The organism is Hydrogenophaga intermedia, assembly GCF_000723405.1.
Classification (GTDB): Bacteria; Pseudomonadota; Gammaproteobacteria; order Burkholderiales; family Burkholderiaceae_C; genus Hydrogenophaga; species Hydrogenophaga intermedia.
Genome location: NZ_CCAE010000030.1, coordinates 1 through 25,521, shown reverse-complemented (window position 1 = coordinate 25,521; position 25,521 = coordinate 1). Strand labels below are relative to the sequence as shown.

26 protein-coding genes are annotated in these 25,521 nt (G+C 70.7%); 21 read left to right on the top strand and 5 right to left on the bottom strand.

Annotated elements, in window-relative coordinates; genetic code table 11:
• Positions 1-18 precede the first annotated feature (18 nt).
• Positions 19-783, top strand: a complete 765-nt coding sequence (locus tag BN948_RS16330) for an enoyl-CoA hydratase (RefSeq protein ID WP_009519726.1) — start codon at positions 19-21, stop codon at positions 781-783.
• Positions 784-834: 51 nt separating this feature from the next.
• Here the strand turns inward: BN948_RS16330 and BN948_RS16325 are convergent, their stop codons facing one another.
• A complete protein-coding gene (locus BN948_RS16325) occupies positions 835-1,092 on the bottom strand; it encodes an SWIB/MDM2 domain-containing protein (protein WP_009519727.1) in 258 nt (85 codons plus the stop codon).
• A gap of 136 nt (positions 1,093-1,228) precedes the next feature.
• Between BN948_RS16325 and BN948_RS25745 the strand changes: the two genes are divergently transcribed.
• Positions 1,229-2,434: a tetratricopeptide repeat protein gene (locus tag BN948_RS25745; RefSeq protein ID WP_009519728.1), complete on the top strand. Its 1,206-nt coding sequence runs from the start codon at positions 1,229-1,231 to the stop codon at positions 2,432-2,434.
• Between the two features lie 4 nt (positions 2,435-2,438).
• On the opposite strand, the gene BN948_RS26710 is transcribed toward BN948_RS25745, so the two are convergent.
• Positions 2,439-2,606: an EamA family transporter gene (locus BN948_RS26710; RefSeq protein ID WP_009519729.1), complete on the bottom strand. Its 168-nt coding sequence runs from the start codon at positions 2,604-2,606 to the stop codon at positions 2,439-2,441.
• 93 nt (positions 2,607-2,699) lie between these two features.
• On the opposite strand from BN948_RS26710, the gene BN948_RS16315 reads away from it, so the two are divergent.
• From BN948_RS16315 to BN948_RS16230, 18 genes are all read left to right on the top strand, one after another.
• The gene (locus BN948_RS16315) at positions 2,700-3,065 is read left to right on the top strand and encodes a YciI family protein (protein WP_035622592.1); all 366 of its coding nucleotides are present in this window, start codon (positions 2,700-2,702) and stop codon (positions 3,063-3,065) included.
• 100 nt (positions 3,066-3,165) lie between these two features.
• Positions 3,166-3,585, top strand: a complete 420-nt coding sequence (locus BN948_RS16310; protein WP_009519734.1) for a YciI family protein — start codon at positions 3,166-3,168, stop codon at positions 3,583-3,585.
• A gap of 52 nt (positions 3,586-3,637) precedes the next feature.
• Positions 3,638-4,066, top strand: coding sequence for a VOC family protein (locus BN948_RS16305; protein WP_009519736.1), 429 nt, complete (start codon positions 3,638-3,640; stop codon positions 4,064-4,066).
• Positions 4,067-4,079: 13 nt separating this feature from the next.
• Positions 4,080-5,384, top strand: a complete 1,305-nt coding sequence (locus BN948_RS16300) for an RNA polymerase sigma factor (protein ID WP_009519737.1) — start codon at positions 4,080-4,082, stop codon at positions 5,382-5,384.
• Positions 5,385-5,418: 34 nt separating this feature from the next.
• Positions 5,419-5,964 (top strand): phosphatase PAP2 family protein, encoded by a 546-nt coding sequence (locus tag BN948_RS16295; RefSeq protein ID WP_009519738.1) that lies wholly within the window; start codon positions 5,419-5,421, stop codon positions 5,962-5,964.
• 80 nt (positions 5,965-6,044) lie between these two features.
• Positions 6,045-7,220, top strand: a complete 1,176-nt coding sequence (locus tag BN948_RS16290; RefSeq protein WP_009519740.1) for a flavin-containing monooxygenase — start codon at positions 6,045-6,047, stop codon at positions 7,218-7,220.
• Between the two features lie 135 nt (positions 7,221-7,355).
• A complete protein-coding gene (locus BN948_RS16285; RefSeq protein WP_009519741.1) occupies positions 7,356-7,637 on the top strand; it encodes a DUF427 domain-containing protein in 282 nt (93 codons plus the stop codon).
• 16 nt (positions 7,638-7,653) lie between these two features.
• A complete protein-coding gene (egtB, locus tag BN948_RS16280; protein ID WP_009519742.1) occupies positions 7,654-8,850 on the top strand; it encodes an ergothioneine biosynthesis protein EgtB in 1,197 nt (398 codons plus the stop codon).
• Positions 8,847-9,866, top strand: a complete 1,020-nt coding sequence (gene egtD / locus BN948_RS16275; RefSeq protein WP_009519743.1) for an L-histidine N(alpha)-methyltransferase — start codon at positions 8,847-8,849, stop codon at positions 9,864-9,866. The genes egtB and egtD overlap by 4 nt, the downstream gene beginning before the upstream one ends.
• Before the next feature lie 107 nt (positions 9,867-9,973).
• A complete protein-coding gene (locus BN948_RS16270) occupies positions 9,974-10,639 on the top strand; it encodes a TetR/AcrR family transcriptional regulator (protein WP_009519744.1) in 666 nt (221 codons plus the stop codon).
• A complete protein-coding gene (locus tag BN948_RS16265; protein WP_009519748.1) occupies positions 10,636-11,541 on the top strand; it encodes an SDR family oxidoreductase in 906 nt (301 codons plus the stop codon). Before BN948_RS16270 ends, BN948_RS16265 begins: the two co-directional genes overlap by 4 nt.
• Entirely contained in the window at positions 11,538-13,151 is a 1,614-nt protein-coding gene (locus BN948_RS16260) for an acyl-CoA carboxylase subunit beta (RefSeq protein WP_009519749.1), read from the top strand. Before BN948_RS16265 ends, BN948_RS16260 begins: the two co-directional genes overlap by 4 nt.
• A 35-nt stretch (positions 13,152-13,186) precedes the next feature.
• Positions 13,187-14,359, top strand: a complete 1,173-nt coding sequence (locus tag BN948_RS16255) for an acyl-CoA dehydrogenase family protein (protein ID WP_009519750.1) — start codon at positions 13,187-13,189, stop codon at positions 14,357-14,359.
• Positions 14,356-15,186 carry an enoyl-CoA hydratase/isomerase family protein gene (locus BN948_RS16250; protein ID WP_009519751.1) on the top strand — a complete coding sequence of 277 codons (831 nt, stop codon included), beginning with the start codon at positions 14,356-14,358 and terminating at the stop codon, positions 15,184-15,186. The genes BN948_RS16255 and BN948_RS16250 overlap by 4 nt, the downstream gene beginning before the upstream one ends.
• Positions 15,183-17,114, top strand: coding sequence for an ATP-binding protein (locus tag BN948_RS16245; RefSeq protein WP_009519752.1), 1,932 nt, complete (start codon positions 15,183-15,185; stop codon positions 17,112-17,114). The genes BN948_RS16250 and BN948_RS16245 overlap by 4 nt, the downstream gene beginning before the upstream one ends.
• A complete protein-coding gene (locus tag BN948_RS16240) occupies positions 17,111-18,259 on the top strand; it encodes an acyl-CoA dehydrogenase family protein (RefSeq protein WP_009519754.1) in 1,149 nt (382 codons plus the stop codon). Before BN948_RS16245 ends, BN948_RS16240 begins: the two co-directional genes overlap by 4 nt.
• 26 nt (positions 18,260-18,285) lie before the next feature.
• Positions 18,286-18,774, top strand: coding sequence for a thioesterase family protein (locus BN948_RS16235; protein ID WP_009519755.1), 489 nt, complete (start codon positions 18,286-18,288; stop codon positions 18,772-18,774).
• Between the two features lie 12 nt (positions 18,775-18,786).
• Positions 18,787-20,355, top strand: a complete 1,569-nt coding sequence (locus BN948_RS16230) for an aldehyde dehydrogenase family protein (protein ID WP_009519756.1) — start codon at positions 18,787-18,789, stop codon at positions 20,353-20,355.
• Between the two features lie 67 nt (positions 20,356-20,422).
• Here the strand turns inward: BN948_RS16230 and BN948_RS16225 are convergent, their stop codons facing one another.
• On the bottom strand, positions 20,423-22,177 hold the full coding sequence (locus BN948_RS16225; protein WP_009519757.1) for a tannase/feruloyl esterase family alpha/beta hydrolase: 1,755 nt from the start codon (positions 22,175-22,177) through the stop codon (positions 20,423-20,425).
• A gap of 330 nt (positions 22,178-22,507) precedes the next feature.
• Between BN948_RS16225 and BN948_RS16220 the strand changes: the two genes are divergently transcribed.
• A complete protein-coding gene (locus BN948_RS16220) occupies positions 22,508-22,963 on the top strand; it encodes a MarR family winged helix-turn-helix transcriptional regulator (RefSeq protein ID WP_035622605.1) in 456 nt (151 codons plus the stop codon).
• Between the two features lie 19 nt (positions 22,964-22,982).
• Here BN948_RS16220 and BN948_RS27065 read toward each other — a convergent pair whose 3' ends face one another.
• Positions 22,983-23,345, bottom strand: a complete 363-nt coding sequence (locus BN948_RS27065) for a cation transporting ATPase C-terminal domain-containing protein (protein WP_009519760.1) — start codon at positions 23,343-23,345, stop codon at positions 22,983-22,985.
• On the bottom strand, positions 23,303-25,521 hold a 2,219-nt coding region (mgtA, locus tag BN948_RS16210), incomplete at its 5' end, for a magnesium-translocating P-type ATPase (RefSeq protein WP_035622586.1). The genes mgtA and BN948_RS27065, both read right to left, overlap by 43 nt.

Here is a 25,521-nt window from a genome sequence, read left to right as displayed (position 1 = left end):
CCCTTCCAGCGAACGACCATGAGCGACATCCTCGTCCACACCGAAGCCGGCATCCGCACCGTCACCCTCAACCGGGTCGACAAGAAGAACTCCATCACCTCGGCCATGTACGGCGACATGGCCGACGCCCTGGCCAGCGCGGTGGACGACGCCACCGTGCGCGTGGTGCTGCTGCAGGGCCATGAGACCGTGTTCTCCGCCGGCAACGACATCGGCGACTTCCTCAACAACCCCCCGGCCGGCCTGGACTCGCCGGTGTTCCGCTTTCTCAAGGGCATTGCCACCTTCCCCAAGCCGCTGCTGGCGGCGGTGTGCGGCCCAGCCGTGGGCGTGGGCACCACGTTGCTGTTCCACTGCGACCTGGTCTACGCGGGCGACAACGCCGCCTTCTCCATGCCCTTCGTCAATCTGGGCCTGTGCCCCGAGGCCGCCAGCAGCCTGCTGGTGCCGCAGATGCTGGGCTACCACCGCGCCGCCGAGGCCCTGCTGCTGGGTGAACCCTTCATGGCCGAGGCCGCGCTGGAGGTGGGCCTGGTCAACCGCGTGCTGCCGCCCACCGAGGCCAACGACTACGCCCAGTCGGTGGCGAAGAAGCTCGCGGCCAAGCCGCTGAGCTCGCTGGTGGAGACCAAGCGGCTCATGAAAAAGGGACAGGGCGAGTTGGTGCTCAAGACCATCGCGGAGGAAGGCGAGAGCTTTGGCCGCATGCTGCGCGAGCCGGCGGCGAAGGAGGCTTTCGGCGCCTTCATGGAGCGCCGCAAGCCGGATTTTTCGAAGGTCTGAGGGAAGGCGGGCGCCCGGGGCAGGCGCCTCACCCGGCCTTCGTGGCTGCGGTCAGCTGAGGTGCTTGCCCACCAGCCCGGTCATCTCGAACATGTTGACCTCATCCTTGCCGAAGACGGCCTTGAGCTTGGCATCCGCCAGGATGTTGCGCTTGTTCTTCGGGTTCTGCAGGTTGTTGGCCTTGATGTACTCCCACATCAGCTTCACCACTTCGGTGCGGGGCTGGGGGGTGGAGCCGATCACGGCGGCCAGTTCGGGGCTGGGCTTGAGGGCGCGGTTGAAGGCGGTTTGTTTCTTGGCAGTGCTCATCGCAGTCTCGTTCGTTGAAAACCGGGCATTCTAGGGCGCACGTCCGCAGACGTCTGTAAGCGCTTGCCGGTGATGGCGGGCGGGCGGGCACTCGCGCATCGCCTACGATGCGCGCTCGCCACGACACCCCCCTCCCATGTCCGACGACACCACCGAACGCGCCAAGGCGCACTTCTTCTCCGGCAACGCGCACTTCGAGGCCGGCCGCCTGGACGCCGCGCGCGCGGACTACGAGGCCGCGCTCGCCCTGGTGCCCGGTCGGCCCTCGGTGCTGGCCAACCTGGGGGTCACGCTGTGCCGGCTGGGCCAGTGGCCGGCGGCCATCGAACACCTGGACGCCGCGCTGCTGGCCGACCCCACCCACCGCGACGCCTGGGCCGCGCTGGGCCTGTGCCGCGAGGCCTTGAACCAGTGGGCCGGTGCCGCACACGCCTTGCGCCAGGCCATCGCGTTGGGCGCGCTGTTGCCCAGCCTGCACCTGGCCCTGTCGCACTGCGAGCTGCGCCAGGACCATTGGCGCGAAGCCCTGAAGGCCTTGGACGATGCGCTGGAGATCGACCCGCGCGAGCCCGAGGTGTGGAGCCAGCGGGGCCACCTGCTGCGCGAGAGCGGTCAGCTGAAAGAGGCCGCGCGCTCCTATGAGCAGGCCCTGCAGCACGGCGCCGAACCCGCGCTGCACCGCCACTACCTGGCCGCCGTGCAAGACGTGCGCGAGCCGCAGGCCCCGCCCCCGGTGTACGCGGGCGCGCTGTTCGACCAGTACGCCGACGACTTCCAGGACCACCTGCTCGCGCAACTCAAGTACGCCGCGCCCGAGACCCTGCTCAAGCCGCTGCTGGCGGACGGCCTTCGCCTGGGACTGGCGCTGGACCTGGGCTGCGGCACGGGCTTGTGTGGTCGGCTCATCGCGCCGCACGCCGAGGCCGTCGATGGCGTGGACGCGTCGCGCGCCATGGTGGAGCGCGCACGGGCCTCCGGCACCTACCGCGAGGTCGCACACGGCGATCTGCTGGCGTTCCTGCGCGCCAGCGATGCACCGGCCGACCTCATCGTCGCCGCCGACGTCTTCATCTACGTGGGCCCGCTCGACGAGGTCTTCGCCGCCGCCGCCGCGCGCCTGGCGCCGGGTGGCAGCTTCGCCTTCAGCGTGGAGCAGGCCGACGCCGGCCGCGACCTGCAACTTCGCCCCAGCCTGCGCTACGCGCACTCGCGCCCACTCATCGAACGCCTGGCCGCCGCGCACGGTTTGGTGGTTCAGGCGATCGAGGCCGGGCCGATCCGGGAGGAGCAGGGGCGTGCGGTGATGGGGTGGTACGCCTGGCTGCGGCGCGTGGCGGCTTGAGCATTCAACGCCCCGGTCGCACCGTGATCACCAAGCCCGCCATCACGATGCCCAGGCCCAGCCATTCGCTGGCCTGCGGCACGTGGCCCAGCACCGGCCAGGCCATCAGCGCCGCGATGCCCGGCGCCAGCGCGGGGAACACCGCCGCGCGCGACGGCCCCAGCAGGGCCACGATGCGCCACTCAGCGCGACTTGACCTGCCGCGTCAATTCGCGCCCGCGTTCCCCGCATACGATGCCGGTTGATTCACATCCGGAGGCCATTCGTGTCGTACATGCTGCTCATCATCGAACCCGCCGGCCAGCGCGCCGAACGCACCGAGGCCCAGGGCCGCGAGGTCTACGCCCGCATGCAGGCCTTCGGCGACACGCTGCGCGCTCAGGGCAAGCTCAAGGCCGTGGAGTCGCTGGAGGGCATGAACAACGCGGTGCGCGTGAGCCAGGCGCCCGGCGCGGCGCGCCGGCTCGACGGTCCCTTCGCCGAGGCGAAGGAAATGGTGGGTGGCTTCTACCTGCTCGACGGCGTCACGCGCGAGGAGGCCATCGAACTCGCCCGCCAGTGCCCGGCGGCCGAATGGGCCACGGTGGAGGTGCGCGGCCTGGCGCCCTGTTTCGACGAAAGTCGCGCCTAAGGGTTTTCACTGAGTTCGGGGCTGTCGAAAACCGGCGGGCCGAACCGTCGTGGGGATGAAGCGGGCGAAAGGGTCGTCCGCACCGGATCAGGAGATCCCCATGCGTTTCATGATCATCGTCCGCTCCATCCCCGAGTTCGAGGCCGAGACCACGCCCAGCCCCGACCCGGCCGTCTTTGACGCCATGCTGCAGTTCCACCAGGAGCTGGCCCGCGCCGGCGTGCTGCTCGACGCCTCGGGCCTGCACCCCAGCCGCAAGGGCTGGCAGGTGCTGCACGCGCCGCAGGGCGCGCCGCGCATCGTCGACGGCCCCTTCGCCGAGGCCAAGGAACTCATTGCCGGCTACACCCTGATCCAGGTGCGCAGCCGCGACGAGGCCATCGAGTGGTCGCGCCGCTTTCCCAACCCCGTGGGATTGGGCAAATCCGCCGTGGTCGAGGTGCGCCAGCTCATCGACCTGGACGAAATCCAGGCCGACGGCCCCAGCGTCGAGGCCTTCCGCCAGATGCTGCAAGCATGATCGCCTCGCCGTTCGCCACCCTCATCATTCACTCACTGAAAAGGAGCCTCCCATGCCCAGCCAGATCTTCGTCAACCTCCCCGTCGCCGACCTGCCGCGTGCCCGCGCCTTCTACACCGGCCTCGGCTTCACGCTCAATCCGCAGTTCAGCAACGACGAGGGCGCGTGCATCGTCATCAGTGAACACATCTACGTGATGCTGCTGGTGCGCCCGTACTTCCAGACCTTCACCCACCTGCCGGTGGCCGAACCGTCCAAGGCCACGGCCATGCTCAACGCCCTGTCCTGCGAGAACCGCGCCGAGGTCGAGTCCTTCGTCGCCAAGGCCCTGGCCGTCGGCGGCAGCACGCCCAACCCGGCCAAGGACATGGGCTTCATGTACCAGCACGGCTTCGCCGACCCGGACGGCCACCAGTGGGAAGTGTTCTACATGGACGAGGCGGCGTTCGCGCAACAGGCCCGGCAAGACGAGCAGGCCTGAGGCGGGCGCACCGATGCACAGTGCGGTCCACCAGCGCATCGCCGCCACCTGGCGCCTCGAATCCGGCAAGGTCGTGGCGGCCGTCATGCGGCGCGTGCGCGACCTCGGCGTGGCCGAGGACATCGCGCAGGACGCCCTGGTGGCCGCGCTGGAGCACTGGCCGAAGGACGGCATTCCCGACAAGCCCGGGGCCTGGCTGATGCGCACCGCCCTCAACCGCGCGCTCGACCACCTGCGCCAGCGTGCCACGCGCGACGGACACGAGGCCGACATCGCCGCCGACCTGGTGGCCCTGCAGGCCGACCGCGCGCCCGACGTCGCCGATCAGGTGGACGCCGCGCGGCGCGACCCCATCGGCGACGACCTGCTGCGCCTGATCTTCACCGCCTGCCACCCGGTGCTGTCGGCCGACGCGCGCGTCGCGCTCACGCTCAAGCTGCTGGGTGGCCTCAGCACGCACGAGATCGCGCGCGCCGTGTTGCAGACCGAGTCCACCGTGGCGCAGCGCATCGTGCGCGCGCAGCGCACCCTGCGCGACGCCGGCGTGCCCTTCGAGCTGCCGCACGGCCCCGCGCTGGCCGAGCGCCTGGGCTCGGTGCTGGAGGTCATCTACCTCATCTTCAACGAGGGCTACACCGCCACGCGCGGCAGCGACTGGATGCGCCCCGCGCTGTGCGACGAGGCCCTGCGTCTGGTGCGCGTGCTGGCCGACCTGATGCCACGCGAGCCCGAGGTGCTGGGCCTGCAGGCGCTGCTGGAGATCCAGGCCTCGCGCAGCGCCGCGCGCACCGACGCGCAGGGCCGCCCCGTGCTGCTGGAGCAGCAGGACCGCGCGCGCTGGGACCGCCTGCTCATTCGCCGCGGGCTGGACGCGCTCTCGCGCGCCGACCTCATCGCGGCATCGCCCGGGCCCTACCAGTTGCAGGCCGCCATCGCCGCCTGCCACGCGCGCGCCGCCTCGGTGGACGAGACCGACTGGGCGCGCATGGCCGCGCTCTACGCCGAGCTCGCACGGCTCACGCCATCGCCCGTGGTGGAGCTCAACCGCGCGGTGGCCGTGTCGCGACACGCGGGCCCGGCCGCTGGCCTGGCCGTGCTCGCGCCCCTGCTCGACGAGCCCGCGCTCGCGCGCTACCCCTGGCTCAGCGCGGTGCGCGGCGACCTGCTGCAGCAACTGGGCCGCCGCGACGAGGCGCGCGAAGCCTTCGAGCGCGCGGCCAGCCTCACCGAGAACGAGGCCGACCGGGCCCTGATGCGCGAGCGTGCCGACGCGCTGCGCGACGCCCCGCCGGACCAGGCGCGCGCCGACCGCGCTTAATGTTCACGTCATACGCGCGCCGCACATTGCGCGCATGACCGACCAGACGCTTCCGATTGCCCCTGCCAGCCCCTGGCTCCGATTCGACATCTGGTTGTTCCGCCGCCTTCGTGCGGGGCGCGGCCCGGCCTTGGGGCTCACCCTGGCACGACTGGTGGCGCGCTGGAGCTGGCTGCCGCTGCTGGCGCTTGTGGTGCTGGTGGCGCTCCCGCACCGGCTGGGTCCGGCGCTGGCCTTGCTGTGCCTGGCCTGGGCCGGGCTGGTGCAGCTCGCGGGCAAGCGCCTGGCGCGGCGCTGGCAGGCACCACGGCCCTTCGCCCTGGGCCTGTGTGCCAACCACCTGGGGCACGGTGGCCGTGCCGGTTTCCCCAGCAGCCACGCGTTGGTGATGGGCGCCGTGCTCGGCGTTCTGCTGCCGCACACCGGCAGCGGCGCGATGATCGCCGCCATGGCGGTCGTGGCCCTGGGCACCGGCTGGGCGCGCGTGCACACCGGCGCGCACTTCCCGCTCGACGTGATCGCCGGCCTTGCCCTGGGTGTGGCCAGCGGCCTGGCCTTCGGGCTCGTGCTCCCGGCATGATGGCCTGATTCCGGGCGCTTGCCGCCACGGGGGAACACCGATGGCGCGGGAGCGCGGCGCCCCGGCACACTGCGGGCACCATGTCCGAGTCCGCTGTCGCTTCACGCGATCACCACCCCATCCTCATCGTCGGTGCCGGCCCAGCGGGGCTGGCGGTGGCCGGCAGCCTGCGGCTGCTGGGACGTGGCGCCACCGTCATCGACGAGGCCACGCTGCCCGGCTCGTCCTGGCGCGAGCACTACGAGCGCCTGCACCTGCACACCGTCAAATCGCACTCGGCCCTGCCGGGCCTGCCGTTCCCCGACGAGGCCCCGCGCTACGTGCCGCGCCAGGGCGTGGTGGACTACCTGGAAGCCTATGCGCGGCACCACGGCATCGAACCCATCGGTGGGCAGACGGCGGTGCGCATCACCGCAAGCTCCACGGCCGAGCACGTGGCGCGCTGGCGCGTGCACATCGCCAATGGCCGGGTGTTGACCGCCACGCAACTGGTGCTGGCCACCGGCGCCAACCGCGAGCCGCGCACGCCCGTGCTGCCGGGGCAGGACGCCTTCAGCGGCCGCGTGCTGCACAGCCACGCCTACCGCAACGCGGCCCCCTTCAAAGGCCAGAACGTGCTGGTGGTGGGCATGGGCAACACCGGCGCCGAGATCGCGCTCGACCTGGCCGAGCAGGGCGTGGGTGTGGCGCTGTCGGTGCGCTCGCCGGTCAACATCGTGTTGCGCGACGTGCTGGGCCGCCCCACGCAACTCTCCAGCATCGCGCTGGCCCGGCTGCCCGAGCCCATCGGCAACGCCTGCGCCACGCTGCTGCGCAACCTCACCGTGGGCGACCTCTCTCGCTGGGGCCTGCGCACGCCCGCTGCCTCGCCGCTGCGCCAGTTGCGCCATGAGGGCAAGACGCCGGTGATCGACGTCGGCACGCTCGCCCGCATCAAGGCCGGAGAGATCCCGGTGTACCCCGGCATCGCCACGCTCATGCGCGGCGGCGTGCGCTTCACCGACGGGCGCGGTCAGGCCTTCGACACCATCCTGCTCGCCACCGGCTACCAGCCCATGTTGCAGGGCCTGTTCCCCGACCACCCGCTGCCGCTGGACGAGCGCGGCCTGCCCACGGTGCTGCACGGCGAAGGCGAGCTCGATGGCCTGCACTTCGTGGGCTTCGACATCCGGCAGCCCGGTGGGCTGCTGCGCACGATCGCGATGCAGGCGGAGCGGGTGGCCCGGCACCTCGCGTGCGAACCGGCCCTCGCCTGAGCGCCTACTGCATCCGGCGCGCGCACGGTGCAGGCGCGCCGATTGCCCTTTCGTCACATCCCTGGGCTTGCATCACGTAAGAAATACGCACAGGATGCGACCCATCCCCATTCGAACAACACCCGAGGAGCGCGCATGAAGGCGATCTGGAATGGCACCGTCGTTGCCGAAAGCGACGACATCGTGCTGGTCGAAGGCAACGCCTACTTTCCCGCCAGCGCCGTGCGCGCCGACCTGCTGCAGCACAGCAACCACCACACCTACTGCCCCTGGAAGGGCCAGGCCAGTTACCACAGCCTGCTCATCGACGGCGAACTCAACCGCGACGCCGCCTGGTTCTACCCGGACCCGAAACCCGAGGCCGAGATGGTGCGCGACCGCGTGGCCTTCTGGCGCGGCGTGCAGGTGGTGGACTGAAGGTGGTGGACTGAGCATGCGACGCGACGCCATTGCCGACACCGCCGCCCGCTTCGCCGAGGTGCGTGCGCGCAGCGTGGCCCTGTGCGCCCCGCTGGCGCCCGAGGACCACGTGGTGCAGCCCGTGGTGGACGTGAGCCCGCCCAAGTGGCACCTGGCGCACACCACCTGGTTCTTCGAGGCCATGCTGCTCACGCACGCCGCGCCGGGCTACACCGCGTTCCACCCGGCCTACGGCTACCTCTTCAACAGCTACTACGAAGGCGAGGGCGAGCGCTGGCCGCGCGCGCAGCGCGGCCAGCTTAGTCGGCCCACCGTGGCCGAGGTGCTGGCCTACCGCGCGCACGTGGACGCCGCCGTGAACGCCTGGCTCGCCACCGAGCCGCCCGCGCACTGGCTGGAGCGCCTGGAGCTCGGCCTGCAGCACGAGCAGCAGCACCAGGAGTTGCTGCTCACCGACATCAAATACATCCTGGGCCACAACCCCCTGCGGCCCGCCTATTCAACCGACGACACCGCCGCCGTGACCGTGACGGCCGAGCACGCGCCGCAAGCCACCGCGCTGCAGTGGATCGACCACCCCGGTGGTGTGGCCTCCATCGGCCACGCGGGCGACGGCTTCGCCTTCGACAACGAGGGCGCGCGCCACGACGTGCTGCTCGCGCCCTTCGCCATCGCGGATCGCCTGGTGAGCAACGCCGAGTACATCGCGTTCATCGAAGCCGGTGGCTACCGGCAGGCGAGCCACTGGCACGCCGACGGCTGGGACTGGCTGCGACAGAACGCCGTCGCTGCACCTCTGTACTGGTTCCGCGGTGAAGACGGTGCCTGGTGGCACCAGACGCTGGCCGGCCCGCAGCCTTTGCCACCGCACGCGCCCGTCACGCACATCAGCTGGTTCGAGGCCAGCGCCTACGCCGACTGGGCCGGCGCGCGCCTGCCCACCGAATTCGAATGGGAGGCCGCCGCCGCGCGGGGCATGGCCTGGGGCCAGCGCTGGGAATGGACCGCCAGCGCCTACGCGCCGTACCCGGGCTTTCACCGCGCCGAGGGCTCGGTCGGCGAATACAACGGCAAGTTCATGGTGAGCCAGCAGGTGCTGCGCGGCGCCTCCTTCGCCACGCCGCCGGGGCACCAGCGCCTCACCTACCGCAACTTCTTCCAGCCGCCACTGCGCTGGCAGTACACCGGCATCCGCCTTGTCAAACCATGACCCGACGCCGCCACACCGCCCCCGCCATGCGCCCCGCGCGCGACACCACCCCGAGTCCGGCCATCGCGCCCGAGCTGCGCGGCTTCGCCGACGACGTGCTCGCCGGTCTGTCGGGCAACCCCAAGCGGCTCTCGTCCAAGTACTTCTACGACGACCGCGGCTCGCGCCTGTTCGAACGCATCATGCGGCTGCCGAGCTACTACCCCACGCGCGTGGAGGCGGCCATGCTGCGCCGCCACGCGAAGGACCTGCTCGACGCGCTGGACACGGGCGGCTCGCCGATCGAGATGCTCGAACTCGGCAGCGGCGACGGCCGCAAGACCCTGGCCCTGTGCCGGGCCTGGCTCAAGGCGGGCGCCGAACTGGTCTACCGGCCGATGGACATCTCCGCCCAGGCGCTGGAACACCTGGGCGCGCGCATGGCGCGACAGTTGCCCGCGCTCACCGTGCACCCCTTGTGTGGCGACTACTTCCAGACCTGGCCCATTCCCAGTGCGCGCCGCCGTCAGGTGGCCCTGTTCCTGGGCAGCAACATCGGCAACTTCACCGACACCGAGGCCGCGCGTTTCCTGCGCCGCGTGCGCGTGCACCTGCGCGTGGGCGACAGCCTGCTGCTCGGCCTGGACCTGCGCAAGGACCCGCACACCGTGCTGGCCGCCTACGATGACCCCGAAGGCGTCACCGCCGCTTTCAACCTGAACCTGCTGCGCCGCCTCAACCGCGAGCTCGGCATGGACTTCGACCTCAAGCGCTTTCGCCACTACGCGAGCTACTGCCCCTTGCAGGGCGTGGCGCGCAGCTTCCTGGTGAGCCAGGTGCGCCAGACCGTGCGCAGCCACCTGCTCGACCACGCCTTCGAGTTCGGGGCCGGCGAATTCATCTACACCGAGCAATCGCAGAAGTACGAGCGCACGGGCGTCGAGGCCCTGGCCCAGGGCAGCGGCTTCGAGGTGAAGGCCTGGTTCGAGGACCCGGCGCTGCCCTACGCGCTGGTGGTGTGCCGCGCCACCGGCTGAGCCCGGGCACCTGCGTGCGCCCCTGTCGGCCAGGCGACAGCGGGCATCGGTATTTTCACCAAGCACCCGCTTGCTGAAATTACCCGGCGCTGCTATGTTGGCGGCCGATGCCAACCGACACCCTGGCCGAAGAGGCCCCCCAGCGCCGCAGCCGCGGGCGCCCGCGCAAGACCGCCGACGAGCGCGACGACGGCAACCGCCGCCAGGCCCTGCTGCGCGCGGCCGCGCACCTGTTCCGCCGCAAGGGCTTCGCGGCCACCAGCACGCGCGACATCGCCGCGGCCGTGGGCATGCGCTCGGGCTCGCCCTTCTATCACTTCGAGAACAAGGAGGCCTTGCTCGCCGCCGTGATGGAGGAGGGCATGCAGCGCGCGCTGCAGCACCAGCGCGAGCGCATGGACGCGGCCGTGGCCGCCGCGCCTGACGCGCTGTCGGCCCGCGAGTGCCTGCGCGTGCTGGTGCGCGGCCACTTTCACAACCTGCTGGGGCCTGAGAGCGACCACATTCCCGTGATGCTCTACGAATGGCGCTGGCTCGCGCCGCAGCAGAAGCAGGTGGTGAGCGAGCTGATGGCCGAGTACGAGGCCGTGTGGGTGCCGGTGCTGCAGGCGCTGCGGCGTGAGGGCGCGCTCAAGGGCGACACGGCGCTGGCGCGGCTGCTGATCTTCGGCGCGCTGAACTGGACGGCGCAGTGGTACGACGCCGAGGGATCGGCTTCGCTGGATGACCTCACCGAAGCCGCGCTGCAACTCTTCGTCAAGGACCTGGAATGAACCACGCGCCGGTGCCGGATCGCTACCGCTCCATCTTTCGCCCCGGCCTGTTCGCCGGCCAGGTCATCGTGGTCACCGGCGGTGGCTCGGGCATCGGCCGTTGCACCGCGCACGAGCTGGCCGCACTGGGCGCGCACGTGGCGCTGGTGGGCCGCAAGCCCGAGAAGCTGCTGGCCGTGGTCGACGAAATCACGGCCGACGGCGGACGCGCCAGCGGCCACGCGGGTGATATCCGGCAGGAAGACGCGGTGCGTTCGCTGGTGGCGGACATCGTGGCCGCGCACGGCCGCATCCATGGCCTCGTCAACAACGCGGGCGGCCAGTACATCAGCCCGCTGGAGAAGATCGGCGCCAAGGGCTGGCAGGCCGTGCTGGACACCAACCTCATGGGTGGCTTCCTCGTCGCGCGCGAGTGCTACCTGCAGAGCTTCCAGGCGCACGGTGGATCGATCGTGAACATCGTGGCCGACATGTGGGGCAGCATGCCCGGCATGGGCCACAGCGGCGCGGCGCGCGCGGGCATGGTGAGCTTCACCGAGACGGCCGCGCTGGAGTGGGCCAGAAGCGGCGTGCGCGTGAACGCGGTGGCGCCGGGCTACATCGCCTCCAGCGGCATGGACCACTACCCGCCCGAGGCCGGCCCCATGCTGCGCGAGATGCGCGACACCGTGCCCCTGGGCCGCTTCGGCAATGAGGCCGAGACCAGTGCGGCCATCGCTTTCCTGTTGTCGCCAGCGGCCAGCTTCATCAGCGGCAGCGTGCTGCGCGTGGACGGCGCGCGCCCGCAGGTGCGCATGGGTTGGGGGCAAGTGGCCGCGCCGGTGGAGGCGCAGTCGCGCGAGGCCGTGCGGCCGTTCGATGGTTTTCACCGCTACGTGCTGCCCAAGGTGTTCCAGTCATGAGCTTCGCGTCCAGCTTCAACCCGCACAGCGAGGCCGCGCAACTGCGCCGCGCGGCCATGCTCGAGCGCATCGCGCAACTGCGCGCGCTCGAGGAACGCGCCGCCGCCGCCTCGGCCCAGGCCAAACCCGTGTTCGACAAGCGCGGCCAGTTGCTGCCGCGCGAGCGCATCGCGCTGCTGCTGGACGCGGGCGCGCCCTGGCTGCCGCTGTGCACGCTGGCTGGCTTCCTGCAGGACACGAAGGACCCTACCCAATCCGTGGCCGGTGGTGGCGTGGTCGCCGGCATCGGCTTCATCAGCGGCGTGCGCTGCATGGTGGTGGCCAGTGACTCGGGCATCGAGGCCGGCGCCATCCAGCCGCGCGGGCTGGAGAAGATCCTGCGCGTGCAGGACATCGCGTTGGAGAACAAGCTGCCCTTCGTGCACCTGGTGGAGAGCGCGGGCGCCAACCTCACCAAGTACAAGGTGGAGGGCTTCGTGCACGGCGGCTCGCTGTTCCGCAACCTCGCGCGGCACTCGGCGGCGGGGCTGCCGGTCATCACCGTGCAGCACGGCTCGGGCACGGCGGGCGGGGCCTACATGCCGGGGCTGTCGGACATCGTGGTCATGGTGCGCGGGCGCTCGCGCGCCTTCCTGGCGGGGCCGCCGCTGCTGAAGGCCGCCACGGGTGAGGTGGCCACCGAGGAAGAACTGGGCGGCGCCGAGATGCACACCAGCGTGTCGGGCCTGGGCGAGTACCTGGCGGAGGACGACCGCGAGGCGCTGGGGCTGGCGCGGCGCATCGTGGACCAGTTGCGCGATGGCGCGGCGCGCCCTGCGGCACCCGCGGCGCCCGAGCCGCCACTGCCCGCCGACGACCTGCTCAGCCTCATGCCCACCCACCACCGCGAACCGGTGGACATGCGCGAGGTGATGGCCCGCCTCGCCGATGGCTCCGAACTGCTGGAGTTCAAGCCCCTGTACGGCGCGGCCACCGTGTGCGCGCAGGCGCGCATCGGCGGCCACGCCGTGGGCCTCATCAGCAACAACGGCCCCATCGACGTGGCCGGTGCCAACAAGGCCACGCACTTCATCCAGTGGATGTGCCAGCTCGGCCATCCCCTCATCTACCTGCAGAACACCACCGGCTACATGGTCGGCAAGGACAGCGAGCAGGGCGGCATGATCAAGCACGGCAGCAAGATGATCCAGGCCGTGACGGGTGCCACCGTGCCGCAGATCACCATCCAGTGCGGGGCCTCCTTCGGCGCCGGCAACTACGGCATGTGCGGGCGCGGCTTCGAGCCGCGCTTTCTGTTCAGCTGGCCCAACGCGCGCACGGCCGTGATGGGCGGCGAGCAGGCCGCGCGCACCATGCAGATCGTGGCCGAGGCCGGCCTGGCGCGCAAAGGCCTCACACCCGACCCGGTGCAGATGCAGCAGCAGTTCGAGCAGATCGTGCAGGTCTTCGAAAGCCAGGCCGACGCCTTCCACACCAGCGGCCTGCTGCTCGACGACGGTGTGATCGACCCGCGCGACACGCGCGCGGTGCTCATCTTCTGCCTCGACACCTGCGCCGAGGCCGCGCAGCGCACCCCACGCCCCTTGCCCTTCGGGGTGGCGCGCATGTAGATCCGTCACGCACACGCCCACAGAGGAGACAAGCCATGCAGTTCACGCACGAGCACCGCGAGATCCAGAAAACGCTCAAGCGTTTCATCGACGACCACATCAACCCCCACGTGGACGAGTGGGAGGCCGCCGAGATGTTCCCCGCCCACGAGGTCTTCAAGGGCCTGGGCGACCTGGGCCTGCTGGGCCTGACCAAGCCCGAGGCGCACGGTGGCGCGGGCCTGAACTACAGCTACAGCGTGGCCATGGCCGAAACGCTCGGCCACATCCACTGCGGCGGCGTGCCCATGGCCATCGGCGTGCAGACCGACATGGCCACGCCCGCGCTGGCGCGCTTCGGCAGCGAGGAACTGAAGGCGCAGTTCCTGGCGCCGGCGATCCGCGGCGAGACGGTCGGCAGCATCGGCGTGAGCGAGCCCGGCGCCGGCAGCGACGTGGCCGCCATCAAGACCACCGCCCGCAAGGATGGCGACGACTACGTCATCAGCGGCCAGAAGATGTGGATCACCAACAGCCTGCAAGCCGACTGGATCTGCCTGCTGGTGAACACCAGCGACGGCCCCGCGCACAAGAACAAGAGCCTGGTCATGGTGCCGCTGCGCGAGAACGGCAAGCCGGTGAAGGGCTTCGAGGTCGGCAAGAAGATCCGCAAGATCGGCATGCACAGCAGCGACACCGGCCTGCTGTATTTCGACGAGCTGCGCGTGCCGCAGCGCTACCGCATCGGCCAGGAGGGCGCGGGCTTCGTCTACCAGATGCAGCAATTCCAGGAGGAGCGCCTGTGGTGCGCGGCCAGCACGCTGGTGAGCCTGAACAATTGCATTGAATGGACCATCGAATGGGCGCAGGAGCGCAAGCTCTTCGGCGCGCAACTGGCCGACCAGCAGTGGGTGCAGTTCAAGCTGGCCGAACTCAAGACCGAGGTGGAGGCGCTGCGCGCGCTCACCTACCTCTCGTGCGACCGCTACGTGGCGGGCGAGGACGTGACCGAGTGGGCCACCATGGCCAAGCTCAAGGCCGGGCGCCTGAACCGCCTGGTGCCCGATACCTGCCTGCAGTTCTGGGGCGGCATGGGGTTCACGCTGGAGAACAAGGTGGCGCGCATGTACCGCGACGGGCGCCTGGCCTCCATTGGCGGCGGGGCCGACGAGGTCATGCTTGGCATCCTGAGCAAGATCATGGGCATCGCCAAGAGGCCCCCGCGATGAACCGCGCGCTGATCGTCGATCGTGAGGGCGCCGTGGAGCGCTGGACGCTGAACGACCCGGCCTCGCGCAACGCGCTGAGCGACGCCATGGTGGTGGGCCTGTACGCCGCCTGCCTGCGCGCCAGGGACGACCCCACGCTGCGCGGCGTGGTGCTCCGCGGCGCAGGCGGCGCCTTCTGTGCCGGTGGCAGCCTCGGCGGCTTCGCGCACGCCATCGGCCAGCCGCTGCAGCCGGGCGAGACGGATCCGCTGATCGCCGTGAACCGCGGCTTTGGTGACCTGCTGCACGCCCTGGGCAGCCTGCCGCAATGGCTGCTGTGCGCGGTGGACGGCCCGGCCATGGGCGGCGGCTTCGGCCTGGTGTGTTGTGCCGACATCGTGCTGGCCACCGAGCGCGCCAGCTTCGCCACGCCCGAGGTGACGCTGGGTTTGCCGCCCGCGCAGATCGCGCCCTTCGTGTGGCGCCGGCTGGGCGACGCCACGGCGCGCCAGTGCCTGTTGAGCGGCGCGCGCTGGAGTGCGCGCGAAGCGCAAGCCGCGGGCCTGGTGAACCGCGTGGTGGCCGATGGCGCAATCGACGCCGCCGTGGCCGAGGCCACCGCCACGCTGAACCGCGCCGCGCCTGGCGCGGTGGCAGCCACCAAGCAGCTCCTGCTGCGCCTGTGCGACGACCGCCCCGACCTGCGCGACGAGGCCGCCATCGCGTTCGCCAGCGCGCTGCGCGGCCCCGAGGCCGCCGCCGGCCTGGCGGCGTTCGCCAACAAGCGGCCCGCCCCCTGGGCACCCGAGCCGCCGGGCACCGAGCCGCCGAAAGTGGGCCGTTCATGAGACGCCTGCTGATCGCCAACCGCGGCGAGATCGCGCGCCGCGTGATCCGCACCGCGCACCGCATGGGCATCGCCACCGTGGCGGTGCACAGCGACCCCGACGCGAATGCGCTGCACGTGCGCGAGGCGAGCACGGCCTTCGCGCTGGGCGGCGCCAGTTCCGCCGAGTCGTACCTTCGCATCCAGCGGCTCATCGACGCGGCGCGCGCCACGGGCGCCGACGCGCTGCACCCCGGCTACGGCTTCCTCAGCGAGAACGCGGAATTCGCGCAGGCGGTAATGGACGCCGGCCTGGTGTGGGTGGGGCCACCGCCCGAGGCCATTCGCGCGCTGGGCAGCAAGTCGGCCGCGAAGGCGCTGGCGCAGCGGCACGGCGTGCCAGTGCTCCCGGGCTACTTTGGCGACGACCAGCGCGACGAGACCTTCATCGCCGAGGCCGCGCGCATCGGCTACCCGCTGATGGTGAAAGCCGTGGCCGGTGGCGGCGGGCGCGGCATGCGCCTCGTCACCGAGGCCGCGCAGTTGCCCGCCGCGCTGGCCAGCGCGCGCGCCGAGGCGCTGGCGGGCTTTGGCAGTGCCGACCTGCTGATCGAACGCGCCGTGCAACGCCCGCGCCACGTGGAGGTGCAGGTCTTCGCCGACGCGCACGGCCGTTGCATCCACTTGGGCGAACGCGATTGTTCGGTGCAGCGGCGGCACCAGAAGATCATCGAAGAGGCGCCGAGCCCGGCCGTGGGGCCTGAGCTGCGCGAACAACTGGGCGCGGCCGCGGTGGCGCTGGCGCAGGCGGCGGGGTACGTGGGGGCGGGCACGGTGGAGTTTCTGCTGGACGGCGACCAGTTTTTCTTGATGGAGATGAACACGCGCCTGCAGGTGGAGCACCCGGTGACGGAAATGCTCACGGGCCTGGACCTGGTGGAGTGGCAGATCCGCGTGGCGCGCGGCGAACCGCTGCCGCTGACGCAGGACCAGGTTCGACTGCAGGGCCATGCGATCGAGGTGCGCCTGTGCGCCGAAGACGAGCGCCTCTCGCCGCACACCGGCACCGTGCGCGCCTTCGTGGAGCCACCACCGGGCGAGGGCCTGCGCTTCGACCACGCCATCGAGCCCGGCACCGAGGTCACGCCGCACTACGACGCCATGCTCGGCAAGCTCATCGCGCACGCGGCCACGCGCGAGCAGGCCATCGAACGCCTTGCGCACGCGCTGGACGCGACCGTGCTGCTGGGCCTGCCCAGCAACCGCGCCTTTCTGGCGGCCTGCCTGCGCCACCCGGTGTTCGGCGCGGGCGAGGCGCTCATTCCCTTTCTGGCGGAGCAGGGCGAGGGCATCCGCGCGGCCCTGCGTCCGCCGCACGACGCGGTGCTCGCGGCCTTGCTGGCCGCCGCGTACGCCGGCCAACCCGCGCCCGGTGCCTTGCCATGTCCTTTCGCGCGCCCCCTGCGCTGGGCGCTGGGTGATGCGTTGTTTGATCTCGCCGTGCTCGAGAAGGGCAACGGCCGCCTGAACGTCACCGTGGAGGGGCGACCGCACACGGCCGTTCTCGATGCCATGGGCGTCACGATCGATGGCGCGCACCACACCACCACCGCCGTGCCACTGGGTGAAGGCCGCTGGCACGTGCAGGTCGGCTCGCACACGCTCATGCTGAGCGACATGAGCCACGCGGCGCGCGCCAGCGCCGGTGCCGGTGGCGCGGTGAGCGAACTGCGCGCGCCCTTCAACGGCAAGCTGGTGGCTGTGCACGCCCGGCCCGGCGCGCGCGTGGCGAAAGGCGACACCCTGTTCGCCATCGAGAGCATGAAGATCGAACACCAGATCGCCGCGCCACGCGACGCCACGGTGCAGGCGGTGTCCGTCTCGGCGGGACAGCAGGTGGCGCCGGGCCAGTTGCTGGTGAGCTTCGCTTCCCCAGAGGTGACGGCATGACCTGGGACCGCGCCGACACCGAAGCCCTGCTCGACACCGTCGACCGCTTCGCGCACGAGGCCCTGGTGCCGCACGTGAACGACTGGGACGCGCAGGCCACCTTCCCGCGCGCGCTCTACCTGGAGGCCGCGCGCATCGGCCTGCCGGGCCTGGGCTACCCCGAGCACCTGGGCGGCACGCCCGCGCCCTGGCGCGCGCGCAACGCCGTGTCGCAGTTGCTGGCGCGGCGCACCGCCAGCGGCGGCCTGCTGGCCAGCCTGTTCAGCCACAACATCGGCCTGCCGCCGATCCTGAAACACGGCTCACCCGAGCTGCAGGCCGAGGTGATCCCGCCCGTGCTGCGCGGCGAGCGGATCGCCGCGCTCGGCATCACCGAACCCGGTGGCGGTAGCGACGTGGCCAGCCTGCGCACCACCGCGCGCCGCGACGGCGGCGACTACGTCATCGACGGCGAGAAGACCTTCATCACCTCCGGCGTGCGCTGCGACTGGATCACCCTCGCCGTGCGGACGGACCCGGGCAACCGGGGCGCCAGCGGCATCAGCCTCATCGCCGTGCCGTGCGACACCAAAGGCATCAGCCGCACGCCGCTGCACAAGATGGGCTGGCACGCCAGCGACACCGGCCACCTGCGCTTCGACGGCGTGCGCGTGCCGGCGCGCTGCCTCATCGGCGAGGAACACAAGGGCTTTCGCATGATCATGGGCAACTTCAATGGCGAACGCCTGGCCATGAGCGCGCTGGCCCTGGGCTTCGCCGAGGCCTGCCACGACGAGGCCCTGGCCTGGGCGCGCGAGCGCAAGACCTTCGGCGAGGCGCTCATCCAGCACCAGGTAATCCGCCACAAGTTGATGGACATGCGCATGCGCGTGGCGTCAACGCAGGCCTGGCTGGACGCGCTCGGCGAGCGCATCGACGCGGGCGACGAAGGCCCCGACTGGGTGGGCAACGTCTGCCTGCTCAAGAACCACAGCACCCAGGCCATGCAGGCCAATGCGGACGCGGCCGTGCAGATACTGGGTGGCATGGGCTACATGCGCGGCACCGCCTGCGAGCGCATCTACCGCGAGGTGAAGGTCATGATGATCGGCGGCGGCGCGGAGGAGATCATGAAGGACCTGGCCGCGCGCCAGTTTGGCGCCTGAGCCCGGACCCGACGACAACCCACACCATGAGCACCTCCAGCCCGCCTCCCACCGTGCGATTCGAACCCGAGTTCGTGCAAGCCATCACCGAACTCTTCGAACAGAAGATCGTCTTCAACCAGCACATCGGCCTCAAGATCGATGAGGTGCTGCCCGAGCGCGTGAGCGGCCACCTCGACATGCGCCCCGAGCTCATCGGCCACTACGCCCACCACCGGCTGCACGGCGGCGTCATCAGCGCCGCGCTGGACGCCATGGGCGGCCTGGCCGTGCTGGCCGGCATGGCCGCGCGCCACATGGACGACAGCGTGGAGCAGCGCATGCACCGCTTCGCCAAGCTCGGCACCATCGACCTGCGCATCGACTACCTGCGCCCGGCCGTGGGCAGCGCGCGCTTCACCCTCCACGCCGAGGCACTGCGCCTGGGCTCGCGCGTGGCCAGCACGCGCATGGCTTTCCACGGCGAGGACGGCACGCTGCTGGCGGTGGGCGCGGCGGCGTACATCGTGTCCTGAGGAGGCCTGTCGATGAGCGAATTCCAACTGACCTATTCCACGATGTTCGCGCCGCCGCGCGCGCTGCACGAACGCTTCGAGGCCGCGCTGCAGCGGGTGCGCGCCGGCCTGGGGCAGACCCACGGCCTCTTCATCGACGGTGCCTTTGTCGAGCGCGCTGCGCTGCTGGACAAGCACAACCCCGCGCGCCAGAGCGAGTTGCTGGGCCGCTTCGCCCAGGCCTCGGTGTCCGACGTGGACCTGGCCGTGGCCGCCGCCCGGCGCGCGCTGCCCGCCTGGCGCCGCACGCCCTGGCCAGAGCGCGTGGCCCTGCTGCGCCGCGCCGCGCGCCTGGTGGACGAACGCCTCTACGAGATGGCCGCCGCCGTCTCGCTGGAGGTGGGCAAGACCCGCATGGAAGCCCTGGGCGAGGTGGCCGAGGTCAGCGCCTTCTGCGACATCTACGCGCGGCAGATGGAAGAGAACGGCGGCTACGACCGCGCCCTGCCCGACGACCCGTTGCCGACCATGAAAAGCCGCAACCGCAGCGTGATGAAACCCTACGGCGTGTGGGCCGTCGTCGCACCCTTCAACTTCCCCTTCGCGCTGGCGGGCGGGCCCACGGCGGCGGCGCTGGTCACCGGCAACACCGTGGTGCTCAAGGGCTCGGTGGAGACGCCGTGGTCGGGCCTGCTGCTGGCGCAGTGCCTGAAAGACGCGGGGTTGCCCGACGGTGCCTTCAACTGCCTGGCGGGCGATGGCGCGAACGTGGGCGAGGCGCTCATCCAGCACGATGGCATAGCCGGCATCACCTTCACCGGCTCGTACGCGGTGGGCATGCACATCCTGCGCGCGCAGGTGAACCGGCGCTGGCCGCGCCCCTGCATCGCCGAGATGGGCGGCAAGAACGCGGCCATCGTCACCGCTCGCGCCAACCTCGACGTGGCGGCGCAGGGCATCGTGCGCTCGGCCTTCGGCCTGTCGGGGCAGAAGTGCTCGGCGCTGTCGCGCGTGTATGTGGACCGCTCGGTGGCCGACGCGCTCATCGAGCGCTTGCGCGCGGCGGTGGCGAAGGTGGCCGTGGGCGAACCGCAGCGCGAGGCGAGCTGGACCGGCCCCGTGGCCACGCGCGCCGCGCAAGTGCGCCACGCGGACTGCCGGCGGCAACTGGACGGCGAGGGCGCGCGCATCGTGGCCGAAGGGCCCTTGCCGCCCGACGCGGGCGAGGGCTTCTACTGCGCGCCCCTGGTGGCCGAGGCGCCGCTGGACCACCCGCTGTGGCGCAAGGAAATCTTCGCGCCGCTGGTGATGCTGGGGCGCGTGGACAACGCCGAACAGGCCATGGCCGAAGCGAACGCCAGCGACTTCGGTTTGACGGCGGGCTTCTTTGGCGCGGAGGACGAGGTGGACTGGTTCCTGGAGAACATCGAAGCCGGCGTCGTCTACGTCAACCGGCCCCTGGGTGCCACCACCGGCGCCTGGCCGGGGTACCAGCCCTTCGGCGGGTGGAAGGGCTCGGGCAGCACGGGCAAGGCGCTGGCCTCGTTCCACTATTTGCCGCAGTACATGCGGGAGCAGTCGCAGACGCGCATCGAGCCCTGATCGCCGCGTCAGCCCAAGAAAAAGCCCCGCTGCCGCGGGGCTTTCACGCCAGCGAAGCGCGGGGGCTTCAGTCAGCGCAGGTGTACGAGGCCGCGAGCGCCACGTCGCCGGACACGTACTGTGGGTGTTGCGGGTACGAGCACATGGGCAGGGACTTGGCACCGGCCGTGACCGTGGGGTTCTTGCTGGGTGCCTGGTTCTGCTCCACCCAGTCCACCACCATCTGCAGCCCGTTGAAGCTGTTGGGAATGGCCACCGAGGGGATGGTGTTGCCGTCGCCATCGACACCCAGGTTCGTGCCGCTGAGGCCGTGGCCTGTTTGCGGCAGCACCCACAGGCGCGCGAAGGCGTCCACCACCGGGCGGGTCATCTTGTCCAGCACCGACTGGTAGTAGTCGAGCTGCGCGCCGGTAGAGGCCAGGCTGTCGTTGCTGCCGATGGTGATGAGCACCTTGCCACCGCGCTTGTAGAAGGTCGAGAGGTCCGGGTTGGTCGCGTCCAGGTGCCTGGAGATCTCCACGCGGCGCGCGTTGAGCATGCCGCCCTCCACGTAGTCCAGCGGGTTGGCGTTCAGGTCCTTGAACAGGAAGCCCGTGACGCCCAGGATGCCCAGGTGGCTGTGGATGGTGGCGCCGGGGTCGGCCCCTTCCTGCCCCACGTGGCGCGTGTTGATCAGCAGGCCCGAGCCGCCCGGATCGGTGGTGGGCGCCCACATGCCGAAGGAGGTGACGCCGTTGGCCAGCGGCGTGGCGAAGGCGTAGGGCGAGTAGATGAACTTGAGCGTCTCGATCTGGCCGTCGGTGAAGCAGGCGGTGGCCGTGTTGTCCGTCGGGTTGGGGTCGACGTTGCCCGGGCAGCGCTTGTCCACCCAGGGGTTGCGGCCCGGCGCGCCGGCCTTGACGTTGAAGATGTCGCGGCAGGCCGTGTAGTTGTTGATGATGCCGTCGACCAGACCGTCAAGCTTGTCGCACTGGCGCATGAACTCCGCGCGGATGGCGGCCACCTTCACCGGCGGCACCCAGTTGGCCAGCGGCTTTTCCTGGATGCGGATCAGCTCCGGCGCCAGCGTCAGCGTGGAGAAGTTGACGATGGGCACGGTGAGCGCGGCGCCGTCGTAGTCCTGCGGGTAGCGCTGCATCACGGTGAGGCCTTCGCGACCCCCTTGCGAGCCGCCCTGCCAGTAGGTGAAGCGCGGCTTCTCGCCATACATGCGCTGCGTCAGCATCACGCCCACGTCGCGGGTCTTCTTCATCTGCATGAAGCCCAGGTTCTTCATGGCTTCTTCGTTCAAGGCCCAGTTCGAGTCCATGAACGTGTGGCCCGAATCGCTGCCCCAGGTGGCCGCGCGCAAGCCCAGGATCGCCGCCGACGGATTGCCCGGCGGGAAGCCGTTCATGCCGCCGCCGCCGGTGTGCACCGCACGGCGCGCCCAGTTCTCGGGCAGCGAGACCCGGAAGTTGATGACGGGCGCGCTCGGGTCCACCGCATAAATGGCGCCGGTGATGGAGCAATAGGCCTGGTTGCCGCCAGCGGCGGCGGTCCAGGTGGGCGCGTTCAGCGTCACCGCGGCCACGGGTTCACCAATGTCGGCCGGCGCAACGGACGTGCCCAGCTTGGCGGCCGAGCAATCGGCCTGCGCGATCGAGATGTCGCTGGCCGCGGGCAACAGGGAGCCCGGTGCGGGAATGGACAGGCTGGCCTCGGTCGGCGGGGGAGCGGCGGGTCCGCCGCTCCCCCCTCCATCGCCGCCTCCACCCCCACAAGCCGCCAACAGCGCTGCGCTACCGGCCACCGCGAGGGCCGATCGCAAGAAGTAAGTCATGTTTGTCTCCTCGGATTGTTTGATGCGAAATGGACCGCTTGTGGTTGCGGCCTCAACAAAAGGTTAGTTTGCTTAACTAAATTTCTGGATAGGTGAATACCCTGGAGACCCGGAATCGGGCGCGGGCAGAATCCGTGCTGCATGGCAGGGGCCTTGGTGGTGCCCTGCATTGAGGAGTGAGTGCTCATGACGGCGCGCAACGCCACAACGAAACACAAGGCGCCTGCTGCGCCAGCGCCCGGGCGCCGAGCCGCCGCGCCCCCCACGAAAATGGTCCGCGCCCGGGCGGAGGACGCCAGGCCGGCCGACATCTCCACGCCTGCGGGCCGCTTGAACGAAGGCGATCTGCAGTGGCTGGTGGGCTACCAGCTCGCGCAGGCGTCCATCGTGACCATTGCGGCTTTCGACGACGTGGCGGGCATCCCCCATGGCCTGCGCACCGTCGAATACACGCTGCTCGCCCTGGTGCACGGCAACCCCGGCGTGTCACCCGCGCAATTGGCCAAGGCGCTGGGCTTGAGCGCGCCGTACATCACCACCGGCCTGGACAAGCTGGTGCGCCGTGGGCTGATCGTTCGCGAAGCGAACGAAAACGACCGTCGCGGCCAGCACCTGCATGTGACGAAACCGGGCGAGGCGCTGGTGGTGGATCTGACCGCGCGCCTGCTGGAAAGCGAGCGCGCGGCCTTCAAGACCCTGAGCGCGGCCGAGCAAATGATGCTGGCGGAGTTGCTGCACAAGCTGGCGCGTTCGCGGCATGCGCCGGGGCGTGCACCTGGCGATTGAGCCGGCCGATCCAGCGCGATCAGTTCGCCCAGCGCTTGGCCCACTCGGTTGCCAGCGCATAGGCCAGCACCACCGCCCCGACCATGACGACGGCGGACCACGGCAGCGGCGCAAAGCCCAGCGCCGCTGCCAGCGGGCCGCTGTGGGGCAAGGCCAGGGCCACCACGGACATGGCTGCCAGCGCCCAGGACAGAAGCTCGCCCGGGCGGCTTCGCCAAACCGGGCCACGGGTGCGCAACACCAGCACCGCGGCCAACTCGGTCAGCAGTGACACCTGGAACCACGCCGTGCGGAAGGTGGCCTGGTCCGCCTGCAGCCCCCACAGCAGCCAGGTGAATGTCAGCAGATCGAACAGCGAACTGATGAGGCCGAAGGCCACCATGAAGCGGCGCAGACTGCGCAGGTTCCAGTGCTGTGCCCGCTCAGAAGGGCCGTGTCCACCCGGTCGGTGGTCAGGGCCATCGACGGCAGATCCGACAGAAAGTTGTTCAGCAGGATCTGCGTAGGCGTGAGCGGCAGAAAGGGCAGGAACGGTGCCGCAATGGCCATGCTCACCATGTTGCCGAAGTTGGCACTGATGGTCAGCGCAATGTATTTGAGCGTGTTGGCGAAGGTGCGGCGGCCTTCTTCCACGCCACGGCACAGCACGGCCAGGTCGGGCTTGAGCAATACGACATCGGCGCTATCGCGTGCCACATCCACCGCATCGTCCACCGAGATGCCCACGTCTGCTGCGAGCAGGGCAGGGGCATCGTTGATGCCATCCCCCAGGTAGCCCACGGCATGCCGCGTGCGCTGGAGGGCGCGCACGATGCGCTCCTTCTGCGAAGGATCCACCTCGACGAAGAGATCCGTGCGCGGGGCGTGGTGCCAGAGCGCTTCGTCTCGCATGCCGGCGATCTCGGGCCCCGTGAGCATGGCGGCGTCATCCAGGCCCACCTGCCGGGCCACGTGCGCAGCGACGTGGCGGCTGTCGCCGGTGACCATCTTCACCCGCACGTGGCGGGCGCGCAGCGCCTGCACAGCCTGCGCGGCACCCGGCTTGGGCGGATCGGTGAACGCCAGAAAGCCTTCAAGGCAGAGCCCCGCCTCGTCCGGCACTCCCACACGATCGGTTTGCACCGTGCGCGTGGCCACCGCGAGCACCCGCAGACCTTGGCTCCCCAGCTCGTGCATGTACCCGTCCAGGCGGGCGCGCAATGCCGCGTCCAGCGGCACTTCGGCATCGGCCCGACGCACACGGTCGCACACCACCAGCGTCTGCGGCACCGCGCCCTTCGTCACCAGCGCGCGCACGCCATCGGCTTCGCGTTGCGCCACGATGGTGAGGCGCTTGCGGACGAAGTCGTACGGGATTTCGTCCACCTTGCGCCAGCCCGCCACCGTGAGCCCGGCCTGTGCGCCGGCCGCCACCAGCGCGGCGTCCAGCGGGTTTTCTATCCCACTTTCGAAAGCGGCGTTCAGGTGTGCCCACCGCAGCACGCGGGCGTCGGGCCGGCCGTCGGCGTCCACGGCGGCGTCCAGTGTCATGACTCCCTGGGTCAGCGTGCCGGTCTTGTCGGTGCACAGCACGTTCATGCCGCCCAGGTCTTCGATCGCTTCCAGCCGGCGCACCAGCACGCCCTGCGCGGCCATGGCCCGCGTGGTGCGCGCCAGCATCACGCTCACGATGGCGGGCAGGAGCTCGGGCGACAGGCCCACCGCGAGCGCCACGGAGAACATCAGCGAATCGATCAATGGCCGGCCCAGCCACTGGTTCACCACCAGTATCGCGAGCACCACCGCGAACATCACGCGCATCAGCATGTCGCCGAAGCGGCGCGCGCCCAGCGCGAAACGGGTTTCAGGCGGGCGACGCTTGAGGCCCGCCGCGAGTTCGCCGAACACGGTGGCCCCACCCGTGTGCGTGACCAGAACGGTGGCCGTGCCGCTGCGCACCGAGCTGCCGAGAAAGACGCTGTTGCAGCGATCGCGCAATGGCGTATCGGCCGCCAGGGCACCGGGGCGCTTCTCCACGGGGAAGGACTCGCCAGTGAGGCTGGCCTCGGTGACCAGGAAGTCGCGCGCCTGCAGCACCACGCCGTCGGCCGGCAGCAGCTTGCCCGCGCTGAGTTCAATGACGTCGCCCGGCACCAGATCGCGCGCAGGCAAGGTCTGCCACGCGCCGTCGCGCTGCACGCGCGCCTGCAGGGCCAGCCGCTGGCGCAGGCGCCCCACGGCGCCCGACGCCCGCCACTCCTGCCACCAACCCAGGCCCGCGCTGCACAGCACGATGGCCAGAATGGTGGACGCCTCCGCCCAACTCTTGAGCGCCGCCGACACAAGCCCCCCCGCGACCAGGATCAGCACGAGCGGGCTGGAGAACTGGCGCCACACCAGCCGCCACACGGTGGCGGTGGTCGCCTCGGCCACGGCGTTGGGCCCGAACCGTGGCAGACGGGCGCTCGCTTCGGCTGCGCTCAAGCCCTCGGGGCCGCTGGCGTGTCGGCTCAGCAGTTCTGCCTCAGGCAGGCTCCAGTCCGGCGCTTCGGCACCGGTGGGCGTGGGTGGGCGGGGAG